The organism is Bacteroides sp. L008, assembly GCF_040812255.1.
Classification (GTDB): Bacteria; Bacteroidota; Bacteroidia; order Bacteroidales; family Bacteroidaceae; genus Bacteroides; species Bacteroides vicugnae.
The window spans coordinates 231,997-258,724 of the sequence record NZ_JBFNXO010000002.1 but is presented as its reverse complement, the minus strand read 5'-3'; the positions used below and the strand labels follow the sequence as shown (position 1 = coordinate 258,724).

At 41.2% G+C, this 26,728-nt stretch carries 23 protein-coding genes; 13 read left to right on the top strand and 10 right to left on the bottom strand.

The genetic code is table 11. The features are described from left to right. Nucleotides 1-78 precede the first annotated feature (78 nt). From AB3G73_RS20350 to AB3G73_RS20320, 7 genes are all read left to right on the top strand, one after another. The gene (locus AB3G73_RS20350; protein WP_367745527.1) at nucleotides 79-1,557 is read left to right on the top strand and encodes a DUF6242 domain-containing protein; all 1,479 of its coding nucleotides are present in this window, start codon (nucleotides 79-81) and stop codon (nucleotides 1,555-1,557) included. A 25-nt stretch (nucleotides 1,558-1,582) separates the two neighbouring features. Next, nucleotides 1,583-2,317 (top strand): isoprenyl transferase, encoded by a 735-nt coding sequence (locus AB3G73_RS20345; RefSeq protein ID WP_217722892.1) that lies wholly within the window; start codon nucleotides 1,583-1,585, stop codon nucleotides 2,315-2,317. A gap of 30 nt (nucleotides 2,318-2,347) precedes the next feature. Beyond that, the gene (bamA, locus tag AB3G73_RS20340) at nucleotides 2,348-5,002 is read left to right on the top strand and encodes an outer membrane protein assembly factor BamA (RefSeq protein ID WP_074556722.1); all 2,655 of its coding nucleotides are present in this window, start codon (nucleotides 2,348-2,350) and stop codon (nucleotides 5,000-5,002) included. 23 nt (nucleotides 5,003-5,025) lie between these two features. After that, nucleotides 5,026-5,541 carry an OmpH family outer membrane protein gene (locus AB3G73_RS20335; RefSeq protein ID WP_074637331.1) on the top strand — a complete coding sequence of 172 codons (516 nt, stop codon included), beginning with the start codon at nucleotides 5,026-5,028 and terminating at the stop codon, nucleotides 5,539-5,541. A 56-nt stretch (nucleotides 5,542-5,597) separates the two neighbouring features. Next, nucleotides 5,598-6,113, top strand: coding sequence for an OmpH family outer membrane protein (locus AB3G73_RS20330; RefSeq protein ID WP_117935535.1), 516 nt, complete (start codon nucleotides 5,598-5,600; stop codon nucleotides 6,111-6,113). A gap of 108 nt (nucleotides 6,114-6,221) precedes the next feature. Further along, nucleotides 6,222-7,064 (top strand): glutamate racemase, encoded by an 843-nt coding sequence (murI, locus tag AB3G73_RS20325; protein WP_148363961.1) that lies wholly within the window; start codon nucleotides 6,222-6,224, stop codon nucleotides 7,062-7,064. 76 nt (nucleotides 7,065-7,140) lie between these two features. Further along, a complete protein-coding gene (locus AB3G73_RS20320; protein WP_004299777.1) occupies nucleotides 7,141-7,374 on the top strand; it encodes a DUF2007-related protein in 234 nt (77 codons plus the stop codon). Here AB3G73_RS20320 and AB3G73_RS20315 read toward each other — a convergent pair. After that, the gene (locus AB3G73_RS20315; protein WP_148363962.1) at nucleotides 7,343-8,491 is read right to left on the bottom strand and encodes a pyridoxal phosphate-dependent aminotransferase; all 1,149 of its coding nucleotides are present in this window, start codon (nucleotides 8,489-8,491) and stop codon (nucleotides 7,343-7,345) included. The two genes, AB3G73_RS20320 and AB3G73_RS20315, sit on opposite strands and share 32 nt — an antisense overlap. A 105-nt stretch (nucleotides 8,492-8,596) precedes the next feature. Here AB3G73_RS20315 and proB point away from each other — a divergent pair, with 105 nt between their 5' ends. The 3 genes from proB to AB3G73_RS20300 all read left to right on the top strand — a co-directional run bounded on the left by proB (nucleotide 8,597) and on the right by AB3G73_RS20300 (nucleotide 12,520). Further along, nucleotides 8,597-9,679: a glutamate 5-kinase gene (gene proB / locus AB3G73_RS20310; protein WP_367745526.1), complete on the top strand. Its 1,083-nt coding sequence runs from the start codon at nucleotides 8,597-8,599 to the stop codon at nucleotides 9,677-9,679. Between the two features lie 549 nt (nucleotides 9,680-10,228). Beyond that, nucleotides 10,229-11,485 carry a glutamate-5-semialdehyde dehydrogenase gene (locus AB3G73_RS20305; RefSeq protein ID WP_367745525.1) on the top strand — a complete coding sequence of 419 codons (1,257 nt, stop codon included), beginning with the start codon at nucleotides 10,229-10,231 and terminating at the stop codon, nucleotides 11,483-11,485. 78 nt (nucleotides 11,486-11,563) lie between these two features. Then, entirely contained in the window at nucleotides 11,564-12,520 is a 957-nt protein-coding gene (locus AB3G73_RS20300; protein ID WP_195650065.1) for an acetylornithine carbamoyltransferase, read from the top strand. A gap of 32 nt (nucleotides 12,521-12,552) precedes the next feature. Here AB3G73_RS20300 and AB3G73_RS20295 read toward each other — a convergent pair whose 3' ends face one another. The 7 genes from AB3G73_RS20295 to rpmH all read right to left on the bottom strand — a co-directional run bounded on the left by AB3G73_RS20295 (nucleotide 12,553) and on the right by rpmH (nucleotide 18,160). Next, nucleotides 12,553-12,945, bottom strand: a complete 393-nt coding sequence (locus tag AB3G73_RS20295; RefSeq protein WP_004324586.1) for a rhodanese-like domain-containing protein — start codon at nucleotides 12,943-12,945, stop codon at nucleotides 12,553-12,555. A gap of 14 nt (nucleotides 12,946-12,959) precedes the next feature. Continuing rightward, nucleotides 12,960-13,661 carry a NigD-like C-terminal domain-containing protein gene (locus tag AB3G73_RS20290; RefSeq protein WP_367745524.1) on the bottom strand — a complete coding sequence of 234 codons (702 nt, stop codon included), beginning with the start codon at nucleotides 13,659-13,661 and terminating at the stop codon, nucleotides 12,960-12,962. Continuing rightward, the gene (locus tag AB3G73_RS20285; protein WP_322019726.1) at nucleotides 13,658-14,806 is read right to left on the bottom strand and encodes an acyltransferase; all 1,149 of its coding nucleotides are present in this window, start codon (nucleotides 14,804-14,806) and stop codon (nucleotides 13,658-13,660) included. The genes AB3G73_RS20290 and AB3G73_RS20285 overlap by 4 nt, the downstream gene beginning before the upstream one ends. Nucleotides 14,807-14,906: 100 nt before the next feature. Further along, nucleotides 14,907-15,881 (bottom strand): D-alanine--D-alanine ligase, encoded by a 975-nt coding sequence (locus AB3G73_RS20280; protein WP_234133277.1) that lies wholly within the window; start codon nucleotides 15,879-15,881, stop codon nucleotides 14,907-14,909. After that, complete coding sequence (locus AB3G73_RS20275) at nucleotides 15,878-16,951, bottom strand: RluA family pseudouridine synthase (protein ID WP_117935519.1); 1,074 nt, start codon at nucleotides 16,949-16,951, stop codon at nucleotides 15,878-15,880. Before AB3G73_RS20275 ends, AB3G73_RS20280 begins: the two co-directional genes overlap by 4 nt. A 26-nt stretch (nucleotides 16,952-16,977) precedes the next feature. After that, nucleotides 16,978-17,631: a PASTA domain-containing protein gene (locus AB3G73_RS20270; protein ID WP_148363970.1), complete on the bottom strand. Its 654-nt coding sequence runs from the start codon at nucleotides 17,629-17,631 to the stop codon at nucleotides 16,978-16,980. A 370-nt stretch (nucleotides 17,632-18,001) separates the two neighbouring features. Then, on the bottom strand, nucleotides 18,002-18,160 hold the full coding sequence (rpmH, locus tag AB3G73_RS20265; RefSeq protein ID WP_004299762.1) for a 50S ribosomal protein L34: 159 nt from the start codon (nucleotides 18,158-18,160) through the stop codon (nucleotides 18,002-18,004). Between the two features lie 192 nt (nucleotides 18,161-18,352). Here rpmH and efp point away from each other — a divergent pair, with 192 nt between their 5' ends. After that, nucleotides 18,353-18,919 (top strand): elongation factor P, encoded by a 567-nt coding sequence (efp, locus tag AB3G73_RS20260; RefSeq protein ID WP_148363971.1) that lies wholly within the window; start codon nucleotides 18,353-18,355, stop codon nucleotides 18,917-18,919. A 70-nt stretch (nucleotides 18,920-18,989) separates the two neighbouring features. Here the strand turns inward: efp and AB3G73_RS20255 are convergent, their stop codons facing one another. Together AB3G73_RS20255 and AB3G73_RS20250 are read right to left on the bottom strand one after the other, a co-directional pair. Beyond that, a complete protein-coding gene (locus AB3G73_RS20255; RefSeq protein ID WP_148363972.1) occupies nucleotides 18,990-20,390 on the bottom strand; it encodes an alkaline phosphatase in 1,401 nt (466 codons plus the stop codon). Between the two features lie 162 nt (nucleotides 20,391-20,552). Beyond that, complete coding sequence (locus AB3G73_RS20250; protein ID WP_148363973.1) at nucleotides 20,553-22,148, bottom strand: DUF6377 domain-containing protein; 1,596 nt, start codon at nucleotides 22,146-22,148, stop codon at nucleotides 20,553-20,555. Nucleotides 22,149-22,391: 243 nt separating this feature from the next. Between AB3G73_RS20250 and AB3G73_RS20245 the strand changes: the two genes are divergently transcribed. Continuing rightward, nucleotides 22,392-24,245 carry a glycoside hydrolase family 13 protein gene (locus tag AB3G73_RS20245; protein ID WP_321019677.1) on the top strand — a complete coding sequence of 618 codons (1,854 nt, stop codon included), beginning with the start codon at nucleotides 22,392-22,394 and terminating at the stop codon, nucleotides 24,243-24,245. A 202-nt stretch (nucleotides 24,246-24,447) separates the two neighbouring features. Next, on the top strand, nucleotides 24,448-26,655 hold the full coding sequence (locus AB3G73_RS20240) for a glycoside hydrolase family 97 protein (protein WP_321019676.1): 2,208 nt from the start codon (nucleotides 24,448-24,450) through the stop codon (nucleotides 26,653-26,655). Nucleotides 26,656-26,728 lie beyond the last annotated feature (73 nt).

Below are 26,728 nucleotides of genomic sequence, written 5' to 3'. Positions count from 1 at the left end.
ATAAAACTTACCTGTAATGTTCATTATCGGAAAAAATGTTTCTATTTTTGCAACTTGTAAATAAACACAATCTTTCAAATGAGAATAAAGTTTTTATCATTCATTGCGAGTTTTTTCATGGTGTCATTTGTTATAACGTCATGTCTTGATGACGATAATAACATCGAATATAGCCCGGATGCAACTATCCATGCGTTTGAACTTGACACAGCAGGCCTTGGGAGTTATAAATTCACTATTGATCAATTATCACGTGAAATTTATAACGAAGACTCTCTTCCTGTTCATGCCGACACCATCATTGACAAGATTTTAATCAAAACATTAACTACGGCATCTGGTGTCGTAACAATGAAAGACAAAAGCGGTAACGATTCTGTCATAAACATCAATGATTCTATTGATCTCCGAGAACCACTTATTATAAAGGTATGGTCGACAGAAGCTTTAGCAGGAGTATCTCCTAATCAGACTAAGGAATATACTATTAAGGTAAATGTGCATCGGCATGATCCTGATTCATTGAGATGGAATTACTGTGGGAACATTGACGAAGCTAACCTCACAGGAGAACAAAAGTCAGTAGCTTTAGAAAATGATATCCTAACTTATTCTGTTGTTAATGGTAGCCTTATGGTATATCGTGCACAAATAGGTAACACGATGAATTGGAGCTCAAGTGTTGTGAGTGACAGCAAATCTAAATTTGATGACAAGCTCCCTTCTTCTATTTTATCATATAAGAAGAAACTGTATGCAACATCTGCAACAGAAGACGGAAAGGTATATGAGTCTACAGACGGAACAACATGGTTAGAGTCAGATTTGTTTAGTGGCAATCACGTCAATTTGCTTCTGGCACCACTAAGTAATAAAATAACATATATCAAGACTGATGACGGCAAGAAAGTATTTGATTCAACCGCTGAAATCGCATCTATAGCAGAGGCAGAAAAGAAGCTTCAAGAAGTACCGGATGACTTCCCGATTGGCAATATTTCCTACACTACCTATACAACAGCTAGGAACCAGGAAGGTATCATGTTAATCGGTAAATATAAAAATCAACCAACTGTTGGAGAAACCGAAACGATTGTACCTTGGGCATATATGGGAGAGATATGGATTCCACTACCACCCAATAATGTAGATACAAGTTGTCCTGCATTGACTAATCCTTCCATAATATATTATAACAATAAGTTCTATATTTTCGGAGAGAAATTTGAATCTTTCTATATTTCTGAAGCAGGTATTGCATGGAAAAAGGCAAATAAGAAATTTTATCTACCTTATCAGGATTGGAGTGAGTCAGACTTTAAACCAAGTCCGGAGAAGCCGGAATTCAGGGGTAGAACAAGCTATTCAACCGTAGTAAATAAAGACAACAACAGTATCTATATTCTTTTCAGTGCAGGCAATGCTAGCTTTGATGAAGAAGTAGAAGATGACGATAGTACACGAGCTACGAACCACCATACTTATTCTTATAAATCAGAAGTTTGGCGTGGCCGTCTTAATCAGCTATGGTTTGATTTGGCAAAAGCTGGCAAATAAAAACGTATACGTTTAAAATAAAAAGATGTCCTATATAGAACAAATAGACAAAACTCGGATACCACAACACGTGGCCATCATTATGGATGGGAACGGACGATGGGCAAAACAACGAGGGGAAGAACGTACTTATGGTCACCGTGCTGGCGCAGAAACGGTACAGAATATTACCGAAGATGCCGCCCGTTTGGGAATCAAGTACCTGACACTGTACACCTTCTCAACCGAGAACTGGAATCGGCCGCAAGACGAAATTGCGGCTCTGATGAATCTATTGCTAGAATCTATTGAAGAAGAGACATTGATGAAAAACAATATCCGCTTCAATGTAATCGGTGATTTCAAAAAGTTACCTGTTGAAGTTCAGAAAAGTTTGGCATCATGCATAGAACGCACATCCCAAAATAGTGGCATGTGTATGGTATTAGCTCTTAGTTATTCATCCCGTTGGGAAATAACCGAAGCTGTACGACAAATAGCAACACTGATAAAAACTGGAGAAATATCTCCCGAACAAATAACTGATGAATGCATCGCATCTCATCTGGAAACTAAGTTTATGCCCGACCCGGATCTACTGATCCGCACGGGAGGAGAAATCCGGCTAAGCAATTACCTCTTATGGCAATGCGCTTATTCGGAGCTTTATTTTTGTGATACTTTTTGGCCTGACTTCGACAAAGAAGAACTCTACAAAGCCATTTGGGAATATCAACAAAGGGAACGCCGATTCGGCAAAACCAGTGAACAGATCAGCTAATATAACTCGAAACATCAAATTATAACATAAATGCATTATCGTATTTCCTTTATATTCATAACGTTTGTCTGCCTGTGCTGCTTTGCGACAACAGGCATTGCGCAAAATGCTAACACTGATGAAGACTCGAAACCTGTCATCTTATACTCTGGAACACCCAAAAAGTATGAGATAGCAGATATTAAAGTCGAAGGCGTAAAGAATTATGAAGACTATGTATTGATTGGACTATCCGGACTATCGGTAGGACAAACAATTACTGTGCCGGGTGACGAAATTACTGGAGCAATCAAACGTTATTGGCGTCATGGTTTGTTCTCAAATGTACAAATCACAGCCGAGAAAATTGAAGGCGACAAAATCTGGTTAAAAATCAGTCTGACACAACGCCCGCGTATCGCAGATGTGCGCTATCACGGTGTGAAGAAGTCGGAACGCACCGATCTTGAGGCCAAGTTAGGGATGGTAAAAGGTATGCAAATCACTCCGAATACCGTAGACCGTGCCAAGACATTGATCAAACGCTATTTCGACGATAAAGGATTCAAAAATGCAGAAGTTATTATCTCGCAGAAAGACGATCCATCCAGCGAAAATCAGGTGATCGTTGACATTGATATCGACAAGAAAGAAAAAATCAAAGTACACGAAATCCAAATCGTTGGTAATCATGCAATCAAGGCTTCCAAGCTGAAGAAAGTAATGAAGAAAACCAATGAGAAAGGTAAACTTCGCAATTTGTTTCGCACCAAAAAATTCGTGCCGGAAAACTTCGAAGCAGATAAGCAGCTGATTATCGACAAGTATAATGAGTTGGGATACCGTGATGCAATGATTGTAAAAGACAGCGTTTCACAGTATGACGAAAAGACTGTAAACGTTTATTTGAATATAGACGAGGGACAGAAATATTATCTACGTAATGTTACATGGGTGGGTAACACTCTTTATCCGTCAGAACAGTTGAACTTCTTGCTTCGCATGAAGAAAGGTGACGTATACAACCAGAAGTTATTGAACGAACGTGTTTCTACAGATGATGACGCTATCGGTAACTTATATTACAACAACGGTTACCTGTTCTATAACCTCGACCCGGTAGAAGTAAATATTGTCGGCGACTCTATCGACCTCGAAATGAGAATCTATGAAGGCCGTCAGGCTACTATCAATAAGATCAAGATCAGTGGTAATGACCGTTTGTATGAAAACGTTGTTCGCCGGGAACTTCGTATTCGTCCGGGACAATTGTTCAGCAAAGAAGACTTGATGCGTTCCTTGCGTGAAATCCAGCAGATGGGACACTTTGACCCGGAAAAGCTGCAACCGGATATTCAACCGGATCCGATGAACGGAACTGTTGACATAGGCTTGCCTTTGACTTCCAAAGCCAACGACCAAGTGGAATTCTCTGCTGGTTGGGGACAGACAGGTATTATCGGTAAGTTGAGCTTGAAGTTCACCAACTTCTCCGTAGCCAACTTGTTGCACCCGGGTGAAAACTACCGTGGTATCCTTCCACAAGGTGACGGTCAGACATTGACTATCAGCGGACAGACGAATGCTAAATACTACCAGTCATACAGTATTTCATTCTTCGACCCATGGTTTGGCGGTAAACGTCCGAACTCATTCTCCGTATCGGCATTCTTCTCTGTACAAACAGATATCAGCAGCCGTTACTATAACTCCAGCTACTTCAACAACTACTACAACAGTATGTATAGCGGCTACGGTGGTTATGGTATGTATAACTATGGTAACTATAACAACTACGAAAACTATTATGACCCGGATAAATCTATCAAGATGTGGGGACTTTCCGTAGGTTGGGGTAAACGTCTGAAATGGCCGGATGACTACTTCACTCTTTCCGCTGAATTAGCTTACCAACGCTATAACTTGAGCGACTGGCAGTATTTCCCGGTAACCAACGGTAAATGTAATGACCTTAGCATTTCATTGACTTTGGCTCGTAACTCTATTGACAACCCAATCTTCCCTCGTTCGGGTTCAGATTTCTCACTGTCAGTTCAGTTCACACCGCCTTACTCGTTGATGGACGGTAAAGACTATAAGGGATATTACAGCAACCCTGAAACAGGTAGCATTACCCAGGACAACATGAATAAGCTTCATAAATGGATAGAATACCACAAATGGAAATTCAAAGGCAAAACATATACTCCGCTGATGGATCCGGTTGCTCATCCAAAATGTCTGGTATTAATGACACGTACGGAATTCGGTCTGTTGGGTCACTATAACCAATACAAGAAATCTCCGTTCGGTACATTCGACGTAGGTGGTGACGGTATGACCGGTTATTCAACTTATGCAACTGAAAGTATCGCTTTGCGTGGTTACGAAAACAGCTCATTAACACCATACGGTTCTGAAGGTTATGCCTATGCACGTCTCGGCATCGAATTAAGATATCCGTTGATGCTGGAAACAAGTACTAACATTTATGTGTTAGGTTTCCTTGAAGCAGGTAACGCATGGCATGATATCAAAAAATTCAATCCATTCGAGTTGAAACGTTCTGCCGGTGTCGGTGTTCGTATCTTCCTTCCGATGATTGGTATGATGGGTATTGACTGGGGTTACGGTTTCGACAAAGTATTTGGTTCTAAACAATATGGAGGAAGCCAGTTCCACTTTATCTTAGGACAAGAATTCTAATGTATCATCAAAAACTAAACGTTATGAGAAAGTCTGTTCTATTAATTATGATGCTATTTACTGTCAGCATGGCAGCAAATGCACAGAAATTTGCACTGATCGATACGGAATATATTATGAAGAATATTCCGGCAGCTCAAAGCGCTAATGAGCAAATGCAAGAAGCTACGAAAAAATACCAGAGTGAAGTAGAAGCTCTGGCTAAAGAAGCACAGAAGATGTTCCAGGATTACCAGGCAAAATCTTCCACTCTTTCTGCCACACAAAAAACAAAGACAGAAGATGCAATCGTAGCAAAGGAAAAAGAAGCAGCCGAACTGAAGCGTAGCTACTTCGGTCCGGAAGGCGAATTAGCCAAGATGAGAGACAAGTTGATTACTCCGATCCAAGACGATATCTATGAAGCTGTAAAAGCTATATCACAGCAACATGGATATGATTTGGTAATCGACAGAGCCTCTGCTACAGGTATAATATTTGCAAATCCACGCATAGATATTAGTGATGAAATCCTAAGAAAATTAGGATATTCAAATTAATTTCATACATTTGCAGCTGGAAATAACTAAAAATCATTCAAATAAATTATAGAACTATGCTAAAAAAAATTGCACTTGTAATGTTGCTTGCACTCCCAATGGGTGTATTTGCACAGAACCTGAAATTCGGCCACATTAATGCACAGGAAATCATCACTGTGATGCCGGAATTCACCAAAGCCCAAAATGATATTCAGACTTTAGAAAAACAACTTACTGCCGAACTACAGAGAACGCAGGAAGAATTCAACAAGAAATATCAGGAATTCCAACAAGCTATCGCTAAGGATTCTCTTCCTCCCAACATCGCTGAAAGAAGACAAAAAGAGTTGCAGGATATGATGCAGAGACAAGAGCAATTCCAACAGGATGCTCAACAACAAATGCAGAAAGCCCAAAATGATGCAATGGCTCCTATCTACCAGAAGTTGGACAATGCCATCAAAGCAGTAGGTGCTGCTGAAGGCGTGATCTATATCTTCGACTTGGCAAGAACTTCGATTCCTTACGTGAACGAATCACAGAGCATCAACTTGACTAACAAGGTAAAAGCAAATCTTGGTATCAAATAAGATCTGACCAAGGATAAAGAAATACCAAAAGGGAAAGAGAAAGAAGGATCATCTTCTTTCTCTTTCCCTTTTTTTGGTGTACATTTGCATATATAAATCAGGTTTGTCATGAAGCAACATCTATCCCATACGCCCGGCCCAATCGGAGTATTCGACTCCGGCTACGGAGGTCTGACCATCTTAGACAAGATTAGAGAAGTATTACCGGAATATGATTATATCTATTTGGGAGATAATGCACGTGCCCCCTACGGAACGCGCTCTTTCGAAGTCGTATACGAATTCACCCGACAAGCCGTCAACAAGCTGTTTGATATGGGATGCCATCTGGTTATATTAGCTTGCAATACAGCTTCCGCCAAAGCTTTGCGTAGCATTCAGATGAATGATTTACCCCAAATCGATCCTGCCCGCCGTGTGCTCGGAGTCATCCGTCCCACTGTAGAATGTATTGGAGAGATTAGCAAGAATCAGCATATCGGTGTACTGGCAACAGCAGGCACCATCAAATCCGAATCGTATCCATTAGAAATACATAAACTGTTTCCTGAAATTCAGGTAAGTGGAACGGCATGTCCGATGTGGGTATCCTTAGTTGAGAATAACGAATCACAAGACGAAGGAGCCGACTATTTTATCCGGAAGTACATCGACCAATTACTGTCAAAGGATCCTCAAATAGATACTGTCATCCTCGGATGTACCCATTTCCCCATACTCCTACCTAAAATCCGGCAATACATTCCGGATCATATCAGCATAATTGCACAAGGAGAGTATGTTGCAGAAAGCCTGAAAGACTATCTGAAGAGACATCCCGAAATGGATGCCAAATGTACCAAGAATGGCAACTGCCAGTTTTACACAACCGAAGCGGAAGAAAAGTTTTCAGAATCGGCCTCTACTTTCCTGAAACAGCAGATTAGCGTAAAACATATCACACTCGAATAATTTTTAAGAAAATAAATAACTATTTCTCTCTCTTTTTTGTTATATTTGTAGATAACAACCCCTAATAAGTAAGATCATGAAAGAAGAAGATTACAGCAAGGCAATAGAAGTATTCTCCGGATCCCCTTGGGAAGCCGAGATCATTAAAGGGTTATTAGAAAGCAACAACATCCGTTGTGTGATTAAAGATGGAATTATGGGGACATTAGCACCCTATATCGCTCCTTCCGTATCCGTCCTCGTGACAGAGGAAGAATACGAAGCAGCCACCGAGCTAATCAGAAGCCGGGACGAGAAAGGTAGCGATTGATACGGTCCAGTCCTTCTTTGATATTCTCCAATGAGTTTGCATAGGAGAAGCGTACATATCCTTCACCTCCCGTTCCAAAGTCTACCCCGGGAGTAATGCCGACATGCGCATGCTCGAGTACATCGAATGCAAAGCGATAAGAGTCGGTTGTAAATTTACGTGCGTTGGCAAAAATGTAAAATGCTCCTTGAGGTTCTACTTTAATCTCAAACCCCATTTCCCGAAGACGAGCAATCATGTACCGGCGACGCTCATCATAAATCTGCTTCATCCGTTCCACATCCGAATCAGCCTGCCGTAATGCAGCAATCCCAGCCTGTTGAGCAACGCTGGACGCACAAATAAATAGATTCTGCTGCAACTTCTGCAAAGAACGCATACAAGATTTAGGTGCGATCAAATAACCCAGCCGAAGACCCGTCATCGCAAAACGTTTAGAAAATCCGTTCAGGACAAAAGCCTGATCGGTATATTCAAGAATGCTGTGCGCACGTCCTTCATAGACAAGTCCGTGATAAATCTCATCTGAAATAACAGGAACTCCCAGTGCTGCCACTTCTCTCAAGAATTTTTCATCCAGCAACATTCCGGTCGGATTCATCGGAGAATTGATAAAGATAGCCGCTGTATGTGGATTCACACATTTGCGAATAGCTTCTATGTCGTATTGCAGATATTCTTTAGACAAAGGAACCAAAACGGGTTTAGCCTGGGTAGCCAACACAAAATTACGGTAACAAGCATATCCCGGATTGGAAAGAATCACTTCGCTATCCGTATTGCAGAGCAACATTAATGCAAGAAGAATGGATGGAGAAGAACCGGAAGTCACTACAATACAATCCGGATCTACCGTCACTCCATATTCCCGTAGATAAAAAGCAGCAATTTCCCGCCGCAGTTCCGGGTCCCCCAAAGAATGCGTATAGTGAGTAAGATGACGATCATAAGCCGCTTTTGCTGCTTCCGACACACAAGACGGCACATCAAAATCGGGTTCACCAACTTCCAAATGAATAATATCAACACCTTGTTTCTGTAATTCGTTTGCCCTCTCCAACACATCCATTACAATGAAGGAGGTCATCTGTTCTACTTGTGGATTTGTATGTTTCATTGTTAATCTTTTCTCTATCTGGCTGCAAAGATAATTCTTTTTAGCCTGTTTTGGTAACATATCGGCAAAAAGCTCTATATTTGCGCTTTCAAATCGTTAGTAAGGATGAAACAGGAATTTACACGAATCGCAGTAAAAGTAGGAAGCAATGTATTGACACGCCGCGACGGAACGCTGGACGTTACCCGTATGTCGGCACTTGTTGACCAGATAGCGGAATTACATAAGTCCGGGGTGGAAATCATTTTGATTTCTTCGGGAGCTGTTGCTTCCGGACGCAGTGAAGTGCATCCGCAGAAAAAACTCGATAGTGTAGATCAGCGCCAGTTATTTTCTGCTGTGGGTCAGGCCAAACTAATCAACCGTTACTACGAACTTTTCCGCGAGCACAATATCCCTGTGGGTCAGGTACTGACAACGAAGGAAAGTTTTGGTACTCGCCGCCATTATCTGAATCAGAAAAATTGCATGACGGTAATGCTTGAAAATAATGTCATTCCTATTGTCAACGAAAACGATACGATTTCCGTCAGCGAGCTGATGTTCACCGATAATGATGAATTGTCCGGACTCATCGCTTCCATGATGGATACGCAGGCACTCATTATCCTAAGTAATATTGACGGGATTTACAATGGTTCTCCTTCCGATCCGAGTTCTTCTGTTATCCGGAAGATCGGTCACGGCAAAGACTTATCCAACTATATTCAGACAACTAAGTCCAGTTTCGGACGGGGGGGGATGTTGACGAAAACCAATATTGCCCGTAAAGTTGCCGATGAAGGAATTACAGTGATTATTGCCAACGGGAAGCGGGATAATATTCTCGTAGATTTGCTACAGCATCCTGAAGAAACTCTTTGTACACGTTTTATACCATCAGACGAACCGGTATCCAGTGTCAAAAAATGGATTGCCCATAGCGAAGGCTTTGCTAAAGGGGAAATTCATATAAATGAATGCGCTACAGAAGTTCTAAACTCTGAAAAAGCTGTCAGCATCCTCCCAATCGGAATCACTCATATTGAAGGTGAATTTGAGAAAGATGACATTGTGCGTATCATGGATTTTCAAGGAAACCAGATCGGTGTTGGAAAAGTGAACTGTGATTCGAAACAGGCACAAGAAGCGATTGGCAAGCATGGAAAGAAACCAGTAGTACACTATGACTATCTATATATCGAATAATCACCAGTAGGAGATACTGTTTGCGTTAATTTGTTCCCTTTCCGTACGAGTTTTGAATTAAACAGGTCATAAAATTTAGGCACGGATTACGCGGATTACACGGTAGCTTTGCGCACTCACTACGCTAAAACCGTGAAATCCGTGAAATCCGTGCCTGAAAAGAATCATAAGCATTTGATTCATTTCTGTACGGTTATGAACTAAATCATAAATTGAGGATTAGGCACGGATTACACGGATAAACACGGTAGCTTTTCGTAATCATAGCATTAAATCCGTAAAATCCGTGTAATCCGTGCCTAAAATATATTCCTTATTAATCGAGAGTAAACAAATAATCACACGAAATAAACGAATGCTGCCAGAACGAGACTTTATTGAAAAAGATGGAGATAGACATGTACTTTCCAATCTCATTTCCAAACTCTGGTTCAAAAAGGAATATTATAAGTAAAGAGCAACATTTATTTCTATTTTCAACAAGTTTTATTCACATCATTCACTATATTTGCATAGTTTATCTTTCCATTTAATGCAAAAAAGGAGCAAATGACTACAAATTTAAACGAGACCTTTGCCGCTGTACAAGTAGCAAGTCGGGAATTAGCCCTGCTGAATGATGATGTCATCAATCAGATTTTAAACGCAGTAGCTGACGCAGCAATTGCAGAAACACCTTTCATTCTTTCAGAGAACGAAAAAGACCTCGCACGGATGGACAAAAATGATCCGAAGTACGATCGGTTGAAACTGACGGAAGAACGTTTGAAAGGTATTGCCGCAGATACACGCAATGTAGCAACACTCCCCTCTCCTTTGGGTAAAGTGCTGAAAGAGAGTGTTCGTCCCAATGGAATGAAGTTGACGAAAGTCAGCGTTCCTTTCGGAGTCATAGGAATCATTTATGAAGCGCGCCCCAATGTTAGCTTTGATGTTTTCTCCCTTTGTCTGAAGAGCGGAAATGCCTGCATATTGAAAGGAGGAAGTGACGCCGATTGTTCCAACCGGGCCATCATCAGTGTGATTCACAAAGTATTGAAAAAGTTCAAAATCAATCCGCACATTGTAGAATTACTTCCGGCTGATAGAGAGGCTACGGCAGCATTACTGAATGCTGTGGGCTACGTAGACTTGATTATCCCCAGAGGCAGCAGCAGTCTTATTCATTTCGTACGCAAGAATGCAAGGATTCCTGTCATTGAAACAGGAGCAGGTATCTGTCACACTTACTTCGATGAATTTGGAGATACAAACAAGGGAGCAGACATTATTCATAATGCAAAGACACGTAGAGTTAGCGTATGTAATGCATTGGACTGCACCATTATACATGAGAAGAGACTGACCGACCTCCCTCTGCTTTGCAAGAAACTAAAAGACAGCCATGTCATTATTTATGCTGATCCGCAAGCTTACCAGGCATTGGAAGGCCACTATCCTGCCGAGCTTCTGGAACACGCAAAAACAGAAAGCTTCGGCACGGAGTTTCTGGATTATAAAATGGCTGTCAAGACTGTAAAGAGCTTCGAAGATGCCTTAGGACATATTCAGGAAAACAGTTCCAAACATAGCGAGTGTATTGTTACCGAGAACGGGGAACGTGCAGCCTTATTCACCAGAATCGTGGACGCAGCTTGCGTATACACCAATGTGTCTACCGCTTTCACTGACGGGGCACAATTCGGATTAGGAGCCGAAATCGGAATTAGCACGCAAAAACTACACGCGCGCGGTCCGATGGGACTGGAAGAAATCACTTCTTACAAATGGGTCATTGAAGGAGATGGACAAACGAGAAGAAATTAAAAATTGAGACTATACCTATATGTTAGAAATCAAACAAGGTTTTGAGCGAAGCTAATTAAGAATTAAAAAATAAATGATATGAAGAAATTTACTTGTGTACAGGACATTGGCGATTTAAAATCAGCCCTTGCAGAAGCATTCGAAATCAAAAAAGACCGCTTCAAATATGTAGAACTGGGACGAAACAAGACTTTAATGATGATCTTCTTCAACTCTAGTTTACGTACCCGCCTTAGCACACAGAAAGCTGCACTCAATCTAGGAATGAATGTCATGGTGCTGGATATCAATCAAGGTGCATGGAAATTGGAAACTGAACGTGGCGTAATTATGGATGGAGATAAACCGGAACATATATTAGAAGCCATTCCGGTGATGGGATGCTACTGTGATATCATTGGAGTACGCTCTTTTGCCCGTTTTGAAGACCGTGACTTTGACTATCAGGAAACTATTATCAATCAATTCATCCAATACTCCGGACGTCCTGTATTCTCAATGGAAGCGGCAACACGCCACCCTTTGCAGAGTTTTGCCGACCTGATTACCATTGAAGAATACAAGAAAACAGCACGTCCAAAAGTGGTTATGACTTGGGCTCCGCATCCACGTCCATTGCCGCAGGCTGTCCCTAATTCCTTTGCCGAATGGATGAATGCAACAGATTACGAATTTGTCATCACTCATCCCGAAGGTTATGAGCTTGATCCGCAATTCGTGGGTAACGCAAAAGTAGAATATGACCAGATGAAGGCTTTCGAAGGAGCCGATTTCATATATGCCAAGAACTGGGCTGCCTATTCTGGCGACAACTATGGACAAATATTAAGCAAGGATCGTGATTGGACTGTAAGCGACCGCCAAATGGCAGTTACCAACAATGCTTATTTCATGCATTGTCTTCCGGTGCGTAGAAATATGATTGTGACAGACGATGTCATTGAAAGTCCACAATCTATTGTGATTCCGGAAGCTGCCAACCGTGAAATCTCGGCAACTGTCGTTCTGAAAAGATTATTGGAAGGACTGAAATAACCAAAAAAATAAAGTGCTGATAAATCAGCACTTTATTTCTCTATTTCTTTACCTGCTTCCTCCCAGGAATTAAATCCCTTATCAAGCTCAAAGACTTTATATCCCTTCTCACTCAAAATAGCCGCAGCCTTCTTACTTCGTTTTCCACTACGACAATATACAGCCACCGGTTTGTCTTTTTGCAACAAAGAATCAGCCATTGAAGCAAAAGAGTCATCCATCACATTGATGTTGATCGTCTTCGTGATATGCCCCTCCGAATATTCCGCAAGTGTGCGAACATCCAGACGTTGTATATCCTCATTCTGAATAAGAGAATCAAACTCCTCTACATTCATTGATTGAAAATCACCTTTCTGCTGACAAGAGAAAAGGGAAGAGAGAAATAAAAATATTCCCACGATTAATTGATTCAATTTAAACATATACACTCCATTATTCAATTCTGTCCCGGAGTATAGTCAAACCCGGGATCACAGTACTTATCAGATTCTATCGGAGAGCCATCCTTATCGTACGTATAATATTTAAACTTAATCTTTATCGTCTGACCCGGATTCTCTTCATCTATATATTGCGCCAAAGGAACAGAAATGTAAGCACGCCGATTATAGTATTCTCCATCACTGTTCGCATCATGGTATAACAACATATTCACAATACCATTTGTTTTAAGTTCGGACACATCTTCCACTATACCGAAAACATGCCCCTTACCTATACTGACCTTGAGATTCAAAATCATATTCAGATAATCCCTTCCGAGCCAGATACTGACCATCTCTACCGGATCTAGCTTTATTCCGTCCTTGTAAACCGGATCATCTTCCGGTTTAGGCACTGGTGTTATAAGCGATTGCAAAGAATATATAGTAGCGGTGTTCTCACCGGAAAGTACCTCATAGTTACTCATTACACGTCTGGAAGTGTTTGGAGAGATAGTAGAACCCGTACGGTCTTCCGAAACAGTCAAGACTTCTCCCTTATCAGGAATAAGCGTTTGTATGCGACCGTCTTCTCCAGCCTCCACAGTCACAAATTCCAGTTTCACCGAAGGATAATAATAGTCATCATCTCCACAGGCAGTCATCAGGAAAAGCAATCCCCACAACCAAACAACATGTAATTTTCTTCTTTTCATCGGCAAGCTGCTAAATAATTAACTAACGGATTGGAATACATTAATAACAACTTCTCACGCAAAAAGTCTTCATCCTTATTCGGAATCTTGATCTTTGCCAATTGTTGTTCAATATAGTTCATAAACTGCTGTTTCTCTTCTTCCGTGTAATTGGACACGAATTCCGTTGTGCTATTCAGCCAATCATACGCCACATAATTTCCCGGATATATCCGATAATTACGATGGATGCGGCGATCAAGACAGGCAGAAATACGGGCAAACAAATCCGGTTTCGGCAACGAACGGTCCAAGTCTTGCAAGTCATCATTCAGGCAAGGAGCAACCTGAAAATGTACCCTGCCTTTATATCCGAAAAGACCAGTCTGCATATTAATCAAATCATCCTGTGTCGTCTTTTTATATCCTTCGATGTCCCTCTTCAACTGAAACTCTTGCGCTTTCAGAAAATCACACGGATCATATTCGTATGAAATAGCAAGAGGAGCAATATTCATTTCCATCAGGCGGTCTATCAAATCGCCTTCACCTCCCATTGCCAACATTTTCAATACACTGTCTTGTGTACGGTCATTCGAATCTTTTGCACGTCCTTCACGCTGCGCAATCCAAATAGACTGATTCTTCCCTGAAATGGTGTAATGCATATAACGGGACATACGCGCTGAAGATTCCAACATCTGCCGCATAGTCAACGCCCGCTGTACAATAAATGATTTATTGACACGCACCAGTTTCTTAATCCAGGGATAAATAAGCAAATTGTCGCCAATCGCAATTTCTACCGTATCCATTCCCTGGTCAATCAGCAAAATAGAGAGAAAGCCCGAATCAAGAATAATGTCTCTATGATTCGATATATACGTATAAGCTTTGCTTTTATCCGGTATGGCGGTATGATCCAGTGTCAGTCCGGCAGTATGATCTGCCGCTATCTTCCACAAAATGCCATAGCAAAATGCCTCCTGAAAATCAAGCTTAGTCTTACAGGCACGCATCTTTTGCGCCAGAAGTTCAAATGGAACGTTCGGTATAGCACCGGTAGCAGCTTTCTGAAAAGCCGGATCGGCAATCAGTTCCTCAAAGATTTGAGGAAGTTCCTCATCATTGTAAGGACGAATTTCATTAAACTCTGTCAGATCCATAAGTCTCAAGTATTATGTGCTCAAGTATTAAGTAATAAGTATAAAGTATTAGACTGCGTACAAACCGCATGGTTAATACTTGATACTTGATACTTAATACTTAAAACTTGTTTTCAATAATATCAGTCATCACATCCTTTATATCCAGTCCGGCTGCACGCACTTGCTGGGGAATAAAACTGGTAGTAGTCATTCCCGGAGTAGTGTTTACTTCGAGAAGATTCAGTTTTTCACCGGCAGTTATAATGTAATCTACACGGATAATACCGGAACAACCTAATATATCATAGATAGCTGAAGTCAGCATCTGTACGCGTTTGGTCAATTCATCCGAGATACGCGCAGGAGTGATTTCATCTACCTGTCCATTATATTTAGCATCATAATCAAAGAACTCATTGTGCGTCACTACTTCCGTAGGCGGAAAGATCACCGTCTTCTCTTTTGTCTTATAACAGCCGCAAGTCAATTCCGTTCCGTCCATAAACGCTTCAACAATCACCTCTTCCGCTTCTCCGAAAGCTTTAACAATGGCCGGTTGTATTTGTTCTTTTGTCTTCACTTTCGTAACCCCGAAACTCGAACCTCCCAAACTAGGCTTGATAAAACAAGGCAGGCCGATCTTTTCCACTACTTCGTCGTCAGAAACCGATTGTCCCCGGCGCAGCAACAGTGATTCGGCAATGCGCACCCCGAAAGCTTTCAGATATTGATTGCAGGTAAACTTGTCATAAGTAATGGCAGCCGCCAACACTCCACAACAGGAATACGGAATACGCATCATATCAAAATAGCCTTGCAGCCTGCCATCCTCACCCGGCGTACCATGGATGGTGATATAAGCAAAGTCGAATACAACCTTTTCCGTTCCGTTCATAAAACTAAAGTCATTTCTATCCACCGGCACTTTGTTTCCGTCCGGTAATTGTACTTCCCAGCGACGGCCTTCCATCTCCACGATATACAAATTATACTTTTCCTTATCAATAAAGGAATAAATACCCTGTGCGCTACGCAGGGAAACTACGATTTCAGAGGTATCTCCTCCTGCTACGATAGCGATGTTGCGTTTCATTCTAATTCTCTATTACTTATATAGCCTCTCCACTTCTCGATAAGCCGGGTCATGTCATCCGGAAGTTCGGAAGTAAAATACATCTCTTCACCTGTGACGGGATGCACAAACCCCAACGTCATAGCATGCAAAGCCTGTCGGGGACAAGTGTCAAAGCAATTATTTACAAACTGTTTGTATTTACTAAAATGGGTTCCTTTCAGTATCTCATGACCGCCATAGCGTTCGTCATTGAACAGCACATGACCGATATGTTTCATGTGGACACGAATCTGATGAGTACGTCCTGTCTCAAGTATACATTCCACAAGGGTTACGTATCCCAGTCTTTCCAGTACGCGGTAGTGTGTAACGGCATGTTTGCCCACTGTCGGATCGGACATCACCGCCATTTGCATCCGGTCTCTCGGATTACGGGCAATATTACCGACAATCGTTCCTTCATCCTGTTCCACAACACCCCACACCAAAGCACGATATTTGCGTTTGGTAGTCTTATTAAAGAATTGAATTCCCAAATTTGTTTTGGCATCCGGTGTCTTGGCAATCACCAGTAAGCCTGAAGTATCTTTATCGATGCGATGAACAAGTCCCACGTGCGGGTCATTGGCATCATAATCCGGTATATCCTTCATGTGCCAAGCCAGCGCATTGACCAGCGTGCCGTGATAGTTTCCGTGTCCCGGATGCACGACCAATCCCGCCGGTTTATTCACAACCATCAGATAAGGATCTTCATAAACGATAGTAAGGGGAATATTTTCAGGAATAATTTCATTTTCATAACGGGGACGGTCCATCATCACTGTAATGACATCCAGCGGTTTCACTTTGTAGCTACTCTTCACCGGTTTGCCATTGGCCATAACGAATCCATCTTCGGCAGCTTTCTGAATACGGTTGCGCGAAGCATTGACAATACGTTCGAACAGATATTTGTCGACTCTGACCATCGCCTGCCCCTTGTCTACAACCACGCGGAAGTGCTCGTAAAGCTGGGATTCGTCACCGACAGGTTCTATATCATCCAAATCATTCTCCAGTTCATCTGGAAGTTCTTCCTCTATCATGCGAGTCCGTTTCTGTTATTTATCTATTAAAACCAACTATCATCTTGGGCAGATGATGATTCCGACGTAACCGGCTTCTCCGTATCCACGAAAACTTCGACCGAGTCCTCTTCTTCCGACATATCACCGGAGCCGTCTCCTACCATCAATGTCAAAGAAGCTCCCAAAGGAATCTTTTCTCCGGCAGCCAACTGACGTCCCTGATATTTCACACCGTACACCCAGTCTTTCTCACCATTTACCAATTGAATCTGATTCAGTTTAAAACCGGCATTCAGTAACTTAGCCTGTGCCTGCCGGAGCGAGCTGTTGTCCGCCACATCAGGAATGGCACGTAAAGGGACATCCAGTGTATTAACAGTCAGGTATACCGTACGTCCTTCCTTCACTTTCTCACCGGCTCCCGGTTTCAGTTCAAGAATGATACCCGCTGCTTTATCCTTGACATATTTAGTATCGGAAATCACATATACCAGACCGTGATTCCGGAACATCTTCGTAGCTTCTTCCACTGTCATTCCTTTCACATCGGGAACTACCACGCTTTCACCATGATGTGTATGTATATCAAGCCATTTCAACACACCAAATATCATCACTATCACCACCACAATCATGGCGATAATATTCACCCAGAAATATTTATTGTTTTTAAAAGAAAAGAATTCCTTAATAGTCATACGCATTGCTGTTAATATGCGCCAAAGATACGACAAAATAGTTGAACTTTTAAAAAGTAGGCGATGAAAAATGTCCCTACCTATTATGCAAGGACACTTATCATCACCAGAATTGCTGCAACTATAATCCCCACTCTTATAGATTTCAACAACCTTATTATAATGATACGGGATTTCAAGTCCCGGATATACTCTACCATCGCATATGTTCGTTTATGAGTTTTATTTAATCTCACAAAGAAAAGCAAAAAGTCATAAACAAGAGCAAATAATATCGCTTTTTAACATACTATCCCCTTGAAAAACAGAGAAACAAAAAAGGCGAAGATTAAAATCTCCGCCTTTTTTGTTTCCTGATGACAAGTGATTATCACTTCTGTCCGTTGTACTCATCAGAAACAGTCAGTTTCTTTCTGCCTTTCGCACGACGAGCAGCTAATACTCTACGACCATTAGCCGATGCCATTCTCTCACGGAAACCGTGTTTGTTCTTTCTCTTTCTGTTAGAGGGTTGAAATGTTCTTTTCATTACTGTATCTTGTTTTTATGTTATTATTCTACGTAATCGGGCTGCAAAAATAGGCACTTTTTTTAAATTAACCAAGAGATAACTCATTTTTGCTCAAAAGTTTTTGTGTTTTTTACCGATTTAGATTACTTTTGCAGTCGAATTCCTGCGAAAACAATTAAATAACAATAATAGATTAAGAAAAATAGCAGTATGATTAATGCTCAAGACATCAAAAACGGAACTTGTATCCGTATGGACGGAAAGCTCTATTTCTGTATAGAATTCCTGCATGTAAAACCAGGTAAAGGTAACACTTTTATGCGTACTAAACTGAAAGATGTAGTTAGCGGATACGTTCTCGAACGCCGTTTCAACATCGGTGAAAAGTTGGAAGATGTACGTGTAGAACGTCGTCCATACCAATTTTTGTATAAAGAAGGAGAAGATTATATCTTTATGAACCAGGAAACATTCGACCAACATCCTATCGCTCACGATTTGATTAACGGCGTTGACTTCCTACTCGAAGGTATGATATTGGATGTGGTTTCCGATGCTTCTACAGAAACTGTACTTTATGCAGATATGCCAATCAAAGTGCAAATGAAAGTCACTTATACTGAACCAGGACTGAAAGGTGATACAGCTACTAACACACTGAAACCTGCAACTGTGGAATCAGGTGCAACAGTACGTGTTCCTTTGTTCATCAGCGAGGGTGAAACAATCGAAATCGATACTCGTGACGGTTCTTACGTAGGACGTGTGAAAGCATAATTTAAAAGAACATATAAAAATAGCCGGGAGTCTTTGGACTTCCGGCTATTTTTATATTCATACAGTTCTATTATTTATATCCTGCAGCTTTCGCAATTCTTTTAGGTATTTCTGTATTATCAATCTTCTCACCAAACAGTTGAGAACCTGCACCAATAGCAAATACAGGAACATAACCGGCAGAGTGTCCGCCACTTACCCATCCTATCATGGCTATTTCATCCATCACTTCCTTCGCACGTGCAGCCATCGGTTCGTTCTTAGAGTACATACTTTCAGCAAATACGACTTTATTCTTCACGAATGATTTCTCAAACTCATCACGCAACTTTTTTTCCTGTTCCCAAGATATTGGGAATTGTTTCCAGAAGCCCATTTCTTCGCCAAGGAATGTTTTCATGTCCTCCCAAGTGACTTTATTGTCTTTTGATTTTCTCAATTCACTGATACGTTGTGAAAGTCCGTCAGTAGAATTTTTCTGATATTGCAATGCTTTCAGGTTCAACGCATATTTTCCCGTACCGAGCACGATACCACCTGTTTCATGATCTGCAGTGATCACAATCAGTGTTTCTTTCGGATGTTTCTTATAGAATTCATAAGCTACTTTGACAGCATTATCCATGTCTTTCACTTCGTTGAACACAGTAGCGGCGTCATTGGCGTGGCATGCCCAGTCAATTTTACCTCCTTCTACCATCAAGAAAAAGCCTTTATTATTACCTTTAGTAAGGAAGTCAATAGCACTTTCCGTAATTTGTGCCAATGTCAAATCATTCTCTTTGCGATCAATGGCATAAGGCAGACAAGAAGGATTGGCTCCTTCTTCCTGAATCAAGATCATCTTTTCTGCTTTTGCAGCTTTTGCCTTATAGTCATTGTAACCACGTGCTACTGTATATCCTGCTTCTTCAAAAATAGGGAAAATGCTCGGAGCTTCTTTCTTGTCATAAGTAGTGGTAGGTTTCAAGAAACCACCGCCTGCATAAAAATCGAAATTGGCTTTCGGCAAATCAAGAGCGATTTCATAATTCATATTACGATCAGGTTGATGTGCATAGAATGCGGCAGGAGTAGCATGATCTACACTGACAGAAGTCGTTACGCCCACCTTTTTTCCAGCTTTCTTTGCCTTTTCAGCAACAGTTTGAATGGCACTTTTATCTTCTCCTACGGAAATAGCACCATTATAGGTTTTCTTTCCTGTTGCCAATGCAGTACCTGCAGCAGCAGAGTCTGTTACTGAATTTTTAGCAGAGAAAGTGGTTGCTACGGTAGCAACCGGAAATTGAGTAAACAACAAAGGCTCGACGCCAATACGGCCATTTTGAATTTCCGCCTGATACATCTCCGTACCATTTACTTGATTGACTCCCATTCCATCTCCGATGAAATAGAATACGTACTTTGCTTGCCCGTTGGCTACAACGGAGATAAGGACAAAGAACAGTGTGTAGATTAACTTTTTCATTCTCTAGTATATTTATTATTAGATTAGTTGCCTACAAAGTTAGAAAAAAAAGAAAGAGATGCAGCGGATTATCGAACACTAAAAGTGGATATTTGCTGAATATGCCAGTATTACTTGCTCGCATATTACGAAGCAATAACACATTGCTATCTGTGAATAGCACTATAGGTTCATTACATTCTGCTCAAACTGATCTTTGTCCCCGGCAGCTTTATTACGCATCCGGCTACGATAATTATAGATAGTGGCCAAAGAATAACCGAGAAAATGAGCGATTTTGTTACTGTCTACCACTCCCAAGCGGATAAGGGCAAAGATACGAAGTTCTGTTGTCAGAAGCTCATCGGATTTCGGATAAACCCTTGCTTCTTCTACCAGCAATTCATTAAAAGCGGAAATAAAGTTCGGAAATAATTTCAGGAAAGACTTATCAAATTCATTATAAAACTCATCCCGCTCATCCCGGATAAACTGTTCGGATTTAATAGCCTTAAATAAATCTTCGATACGGGATGCCATCGCCAGTTTAGCCAATGAGCGACGGTAGGTTTCCAGCTTATCCAGATAGTTGACACACCTGTCCAGATAGCGGGCAATATATACCTCTTTTATTTTCCCCGTCTGCTCCAGTTCTTTGTTGACTACTTGCATCTGTTCATTGGCCAAACTCAAATCATGCCGCATGATAGACAGTTTCTTCATCCAACGGTACAGAAAGAAGATAGCAACCAAAAGAAACAATGACAACAAGCTGACACTGATTAACATGGTTCGGGAAACCGCACGTTCTTTTTCTTCTTTCAGTTTATAAGCCTTATCAATAATCGGAAAAAACTCAGTTACCTCGATAAAACGTAAACGGGCATTACAAGCTACAGCGTCCTCCATCGAACAACTCAAATACTTGTAAGCACGATCAATATCCCCCTGCTCATACATCAGATGGGCCAACTTCTGCAAAGAGGCATACTCCCTCACTGAAGACTCCAAATCCGCTATCGCTGTCAATATCAGATAGTATACTTCTTTCTCTGTATCTTTCTTCATACTATATGCTTCGGACAGCGTATAGTAGATATAAACTTTCTGGCGTTCATCAACAACGTCTTTCAATGCATCATTAAGCATGACTAAAGCTGTGTCGGCTTTACCATTGACTATATATTTTTCAGCTGCAACAATCGTCCTGTTTGTTTCCGGAGGCATGATACTGATAATAGAATCACGATATAAATCTGTCTTTTTCAGGTATTTCTTTTTTTCCTCCTTATTGGTAGTATAGTCAGCAAGCCAGCCATAGCAGGCACGGTAAGTCTGATAATAAGACAGTAACATTCTTTTGTCCAACTTCGCCGGGCGAATTCTCTCCAACTCTTTCATTGCTTCAATATACATCCCCATCACCCCCAACACTGTTGCCCGGTTAATCATAATCTCATTCTCCAACTCCGGACGATTCAGTTGAGGTAGAATCTGTTTTCTACTGTTTATATAATGAAGTGCAGAATCTGCCTGATAATGGAGATAAGCATCAAACAGAGCACCATATAGCCGGTATTTATCAACAGGATCAACCGAATGAGCAAGCTGGACTTTCAAGCCATCAATCTCCTTTTCTTTCTGAAGCTGATAAGTTTCTTTCTTATTTATGATGTCGTCCAGTCTTTTAAGAGCTGCTCCATATTCCGTCTGCTTTGCAGACAATGAAACAGGATAAGCCAAGAGAAAAAATAAAATATAACAGGCTATATTTCTCATAGGATACTTTTTAAAGATGTCACAAATATAATAAATATAGTAATGAGAATGAAATATATATTCATAACTATTTTAATTTTCACTTATATTTCCTCATCGTTATTTCGCTAACATACTATTGATTTACAACGCATTAACTCCCGAAAGCATTTATATTTATATTCTAGTTTCCCAATATAGCATCCTATCCCTCTACATTTGCAACATCGGTTCGCCGAGCAAACATTTAAAATCTACGTTACCATGAAAAAGTTTTTTTTATCCGTCATCTTACTTGTATCCTTATTTAGTTGCAGCTCACTATTCGCCGCAACTGCAATAAAAAAAGTAACCCCTGCATTCTGGTGGGCAGGAATGAAAAACCCCGAACTGCAAGTCATGCTGTATGGGGAACATATAGCTTCTGCAGAGGTCAGCATTTCTTCTAAAGACATCATGTTACAAGAAGTTGTAAAACAGGAAAATCCGAATTACCTGCTTTTATATATGAATATTTCGGAAGCAGCCCCACAGAAATTCGAAATCATTCTGAAACAAGGAAAAAAGCAAACTGTAGTCCCCTACGAGCTTAAACAAAGAAGACCGTCAGCTTCCGAAGTGGAAGGTTTTAATTCAAGCGACGTTCTTTATCTCATTATGCCGGACCGCTTTGCCAATGGCGATGTTTCTAATGATATAATCCCCGGAATGTTGGAAGCTAAAGTAGATCGTAATGATCCTTTTGCACGTCATGGCGGTGATCTGAAAGGTATAGAGAATCAACTGGATTACATTGCCAATTTGGGAGTGACGAGTATATGGCTCAATCCGATTCAGGAAAATGATATGAAAGAAGGCTCCTATCATGGTTATGCCATTACCGATTACTATCAGGTAGACCGGCGTTTCGGAAGTAATGAGGAATTCCGCAGTCTGGTGCAACAGGCACACAACAAAGGCTTAAAAGTAGTAATGGATATGATCTTCAATCATTGCGGAGACCAAAACTATCTCTTCAAAGATATGCCTTCCAAGGATTGGTTCAACTTCAAAGGCAACTATGTACAAACGACTTTCAAGACAGCTACTCCATCAGATCCGTATGCTTCGGACTATGCGAAAAAGATTGTAGTAGACGGCTGGTTTAGCGAATGTATGCCCGATTTTAACCAACGTAACCGCCATGTAGCTACTTATCTGATACAAAGCAGTATCTGGTGGATTGAATATGCAGGTATCAATGGCATTCGCCAAGACACACATCCTTATGCAGACTTCAACATGATGTCTGACTGGTGTAAAGCGGTAACAGAAGAATATCCGAATTTCAATATTGTAGGAGAAACCTGGATAGGCAGTAACGTGCTTGTCTCTTACTGGCAAAAAGACAGTAAAATAGCCGCTCCCCAAAATTCCTATTTGCGTACAGTGATGGATTTCCCGCTGATGGATCAGATGAATAATGCTTTCGACGAGGAAACGAACGACTGGAACGGAGGACTTTACCGGCTCTTCGACTATCTATCACAAGATATCGTCTATGCCGACCCGATGAATCTATTAATCTTTCTCGACAATCATGACACTTCCCGCTTCTACCGTTCGGAAGCTGCCACACAAAACCTCGATCGCTACAAACAGGCACTCACATTTCTGTTGACAACCCGGGGAATTCCACAAATATATTATGGAACTGAAATTCTAATGGCTGCCGACAAAGCCAATGGCGACGGTTTACTCCGCTGTGATTTTCCTGGGGGCTGGCAGAATGATACACGGAATTGCTTCGACGCAACCAACCGGACAGCACAACAATATGAAGCTTTCTCTTTCCTGCAAAAACTACTTCAATGGAGAAAAGGAAATGAAGTGATCGCCAAAGGGAAATTAAAACATTTTTCTCCTAATAAAGGTGTTTATGTATACGAACGCAAATATGGTGACCAATCAGTAGCGGTATTCCTTAACGGAAACAATCGGGAACAAACCATAAACCTGAATGAATATCAGGAAATACTACCCGCTTCATCTGCTCATAATGTGCTGACAGGAGAGACAGTCAAACTAGAAAAAGAATGGACCCTTCCAAGCCGTGGAATTTTGATTTTATCCTTCTGAACAAGTTCATAACGACTTATATTTACGGAGGTGACATTGCCAGTTAATTACCTAGTAAACAACGTATTGACATTTACACAGACTTGTATTTTTATTCTAATTCATAAAGCCGGCAAGGATAGTCTTTACATTTGCGATATTCCTAATGCAAAACACCTGAAAGCTCAAATTAATTAGCTTACAATTTAATACCATAGATAAAATGAAGAAGAATTTATTGATTATTGCCTTACTCTGTATTTCGTTCATCGCGAACGCACAACAGAAACTGACCTCACCGGATGGAAATCTGGTTATGACCTTCCAATTAAATAAAGAAGGTGCTCCCATATATGAATTGAGTTACAAAGAAAAAGCTGTCATCAAACCTAGTAAACTGGGATTGGAACTGAAAAAAGAGAATGCGACTAAGACTGATTTCGATTGGGTAGACCGCAGAGACATGGATAAACTTGATTCAAAAACAAATCTATCTGATGGGTTTGAAGTGAAAGATGCCCGTACATCTACTTTCGATGAAACCTGGAAACCGGTATGGGGAGAAGAAAAGGAAATCCGCAATCATTATAATGAACTGGCAGTGACCTTATACCAACCGGTAAACGACCGCTCCATCCTGATACGTTTTCGTCTGTTCAACGACGGTCTGGGCTTCCGCTATGAGTTCCCACAGCAGAAGACATTGAACTACTTTATCATCAAGGATGAGCATTCACAATTTGCAATGGCAGGTGACCATACCGCTTATTGGATTCCGGGTGATTATGACACACAGGAATATGATTATACCATTTCCCGCCTATCAGAAATCAGAGGATTGATGAAACAAGCTGTCACCCCTAATACTTCACAGACCGTATTTTCACCAACAGGTGTACAGACTGCATTGATGATGAAAACCGATGATGGATTATACATCAACCTTCACGAAGCCGCTTTGGTTGATTACTCCTGCATGAACCTGAACCTCGACGATAAAAATATGATATTCGAGTCATGGCTGACTCCGGATGCCAAAGGAGATAAAGGTTATATGCAAACTCCTTGCAATTCTCCATGGCGTACGGTGATTGTCAGCGACGATGCCCGCAATATCCTTGCCTCACGTATTACCCTTAACCTGAACGAACCTTGCAAACTGGAAGATACTTCATGGATAAAACCTGTGAAATATATCGGCGTATGGTGGGACATGATTACCGGAAAAGGTTCATGGGCTTATACCGACGAACTGACCAGCGTGAAACTTGGCGAAACTGATTATTCTAAAACAAAACCAAACGGCAAACATTCCGCCAATACAGCCAATGTAAAACGTTATATAGATTTCGCAGCTGCTCACGGATTCGACGCAGTGTTAGTGGAAGGATGGAATGAAGGATGGGAAGACTGGTTCGGCAACAGTAAAGACTACGTATTTGATTTCGTAACTCCGTATCCTGATTTCGATGTACAGGAAATACATCGCTATGCAGCAGGTAAGGGTGTTAAAATGATGATGCACCATGAAACTTCCGCTTCTGTACGCAACTACGAACGCCACATGGATCAGGCTTATCAGTTCATGGCAGATAACGGATACAACTCTGTAAAGAGTGGTTATGTAGGCAATATTATTCCTCGTGGAGAACATCATTACGGTCAATGGATGAACAACCACTACCTGTATGCAGTAAAGAAAGCCGCCGACTATAAAATCATGGTCAATGCACATGAAGCAACCCGGCCGACAGGTATTTGCCGCACTTATCCCAACTTAATCGGCAACGAATCGGCACGCGGTACAGAGTATGAATCATTCGGAGGGAACAAGGTATATCATACCACTATCCTGCCTTTCACACGGTTAATTGGCGGTCCGATGGATTATACTCCGGGCATCTTCGAAACTCACTGCAATAAAATGAATCCTGCCAATAATTCTCAGGTACGTTCTACTATCGCCCGCCAGCTAGCTTTATATGTGACGATGTACAGCCCTTTACAAATGGCTGCCGATGTCCCCGAAAACTACGAACGGTTTATGGATGCTTTCCAATTCATCAAAGATGTAGCCATCGACTGGGACGAGAGTCATTATCTGGAAGCAGAACCGGGAGAATATATCACCATCGCCCGTAAAGCAAAAGGAACTAACGACTGGTATGTAGGTTGCACGGCAGGTGAGAACGGACATACTTCTAAACTGACATTCGATTTTCTGACTCCGGGCAAACAGTATGTTGCCACTGTTTATGCAGATGCCAAGGATGCCGACTGGAAAGAGAATCCACAGGCATATACCATCAGAAAAGGTATTCTGACCAACAAGAGCAAGATGACTTTGCGTGCAGCCAACGGTGGAGGATATGCAATCAGCATCAAAGAGGTAAAAGATAAAGCAGAGGTAAAGGGATTGAAAAGACTTTAAGGAATAAGATTGAGAGAATATAGTTTTCGATAGGTATTTTTAGAGAGATATAGTTGATTTTGATAAAATAACT

What these genes read in the sequence shown, in the direction of transcription:
- AB3G73_RS20245 (WP_321019677.1), top strand. Translation starts at nt 22,392, where the DNA reads ATGAAAAAGTTTTTTTTATCCGTCATCTTACTTGTATCCTTATTTAGT.
- AB3G73_RS20270 (WP_148363970.1), bottom strand. Translation starts at nt 17,631, where the DNA reads ATGACTATTAAGGAATTCTTTTCTTTTAAAAACAATAAATATTTCTGG.
- proB (WP_367745526.1), top strand. Translation starts at nt 8,597, where the DNA reads ATGAAACAGGAATTTACACGAATCGCAGTAAAAGTAGGAAGCAATGTA.
- AB3G73_RS20255 (WP_148363972.1), bottom strand. Translation starts at nt 20,390, where the DNA reads ATGAAAAAGTTAATCTACACACTGTTCTTTGTCCTTATCTCCGTTGTA.
- AB3G73_RS20330 (WP_117935535.1), top strand. Translation starts at nt 5,598, where the DNA reads ATGCTAAAAAAAATTGCACTTGTAATGTTGCTTGCACTCCCAATGGGT.
- AB3G73_RS20295 (WP_004324586.1), bottom strand. Translation starts at nt 12,945, where the DNA reads ATGTTTAAATTGAATCAATTAATCGTGGGAATATTTTTATTTCTCTCT.
- AB3G73_RS20275 (WP_117935519.1), bottom strand. Translation starts at nt 16,951, where the DNA reads ATGATAGAGGAAGAACTTCCAGATGAACTGGAGAATGATTTGGATGAT.
- AB3G73_RS20300 (WP_195650065.1), top strand. Translation starts at nt 11,564, where the DNA reads ATGAAGAAATTTACTTGTGTACAGGACATTGGCGATTTAAAATCAGCC.
- AB3G73_RS20240 (WP_321019676.1), top strand. Translation starts at nt 24,448, where the DNA reads ATGAAGAAGAATTTATTGATTATTGCCTTACTCTGTATTTCGTTCATC.
- AB3G73_RS20335 (WP_074637331.1), top strand. Translation starts at nt 5,026, where the DNA reads ATGAGAAAGTCTGTTCTATTAATTATGATGCTATTTACTGTCAGCATG.
- AB3G73_RS20305 (WP_367745525.1), top strand. Translation starts at nt 10,229, where the DNA reads ATGACTACAAATTTAAACGAGACCTTTGCCGCTGTACAAGTAGCAAGT.
- rpmH (WP_004299762.1), bottom strand. Translation starts at nt 18,160, where the DNA reads ATGAAAAGAACATTTCAACCCTCTAACAGAAAGAGAAAGAACAAACAC.
- AB3G73_RS20345 (WP_217722892.1), top strand. Translation starts at nt 1,583, where the DNA reads ATGTCCTATATAGAACAAATAGACAAAACTCGGATACCACAACACGTG.
- AB3G73_RS20285 (WP_322019726.1), bottom strand. Translation starts at nt 14,806, where the DNA reads ATGGATCTGACAGAGTTTAATGAAATTCGTCCTTACAATGATGAGGAA.
- AB3G73_RS20350 (WP_367745527.1), top strand. Translation starts at nt 79, where the DNA reads ATGAGAATAAAGTTTTTATCATTCATTGCGAGTTTTTTCATGGTGTCA.
- AB3G73_RS20290 (WP_367745524.1), bottom strand. Translation starts at nt 13,661, where the DNA reads ATGAAAAGAAGAAAATTACATGTTGTTTGGTTGTGGGGATTGCTTTTC.
- AB3G73_RS20315 (WP_148363962.1), bottom strand. Translation starts at nt 8,491, where the DNA reads ATGAAACATACAAATCCACAAGTAGAACAGATGACCTCCTTCATTGTA.
- efp (WP_148363971.1), top strand. Translation starts at nt 18,353, where the DNA reads ATGATTAATGCTCAAGACATCAAAAACGGAACTTGTATCCGTATGGAC.
- bamA (WP_074556722.1), top strand. Translation starts at nt 2,348, where the DNA reads ATGCATTATCGTATTTCCTTTATATTCATAACGTTTGTCTGCCTGTGC.
- AB3G73_RS20280 (WP_234133277.1), bottom strand. Translation starts at nt 15,881, where the DNA reads ATGAAACGCAACATCGCTATCGTAGCAGGAGGAGATACCTCTGAAATC.
- AB3G73_RS20320 (WP_004299777.1), top strand. Translation starts at nt 7,141, where the DNA reads ATGAAAGAAGAAGATTACAGCAAGGCAATAGAAGTATTCTCCGGATCC.
- murI (WP_148363961.1), top strand. Translation starts at nt 6,222, where the DNA reads ATGAAGCAACATCTATCCCATACGCCCGGCCCAATCGGAGTATTCGAC.
- AB3G73_RS20250 (WP_148363973.1), bottom strand. Translation starts at nt 22,148, where the DNA reads ATGAGAAATATAGCCTGTTATATTTTATTTTTTCTCTTGGCTTATCCT.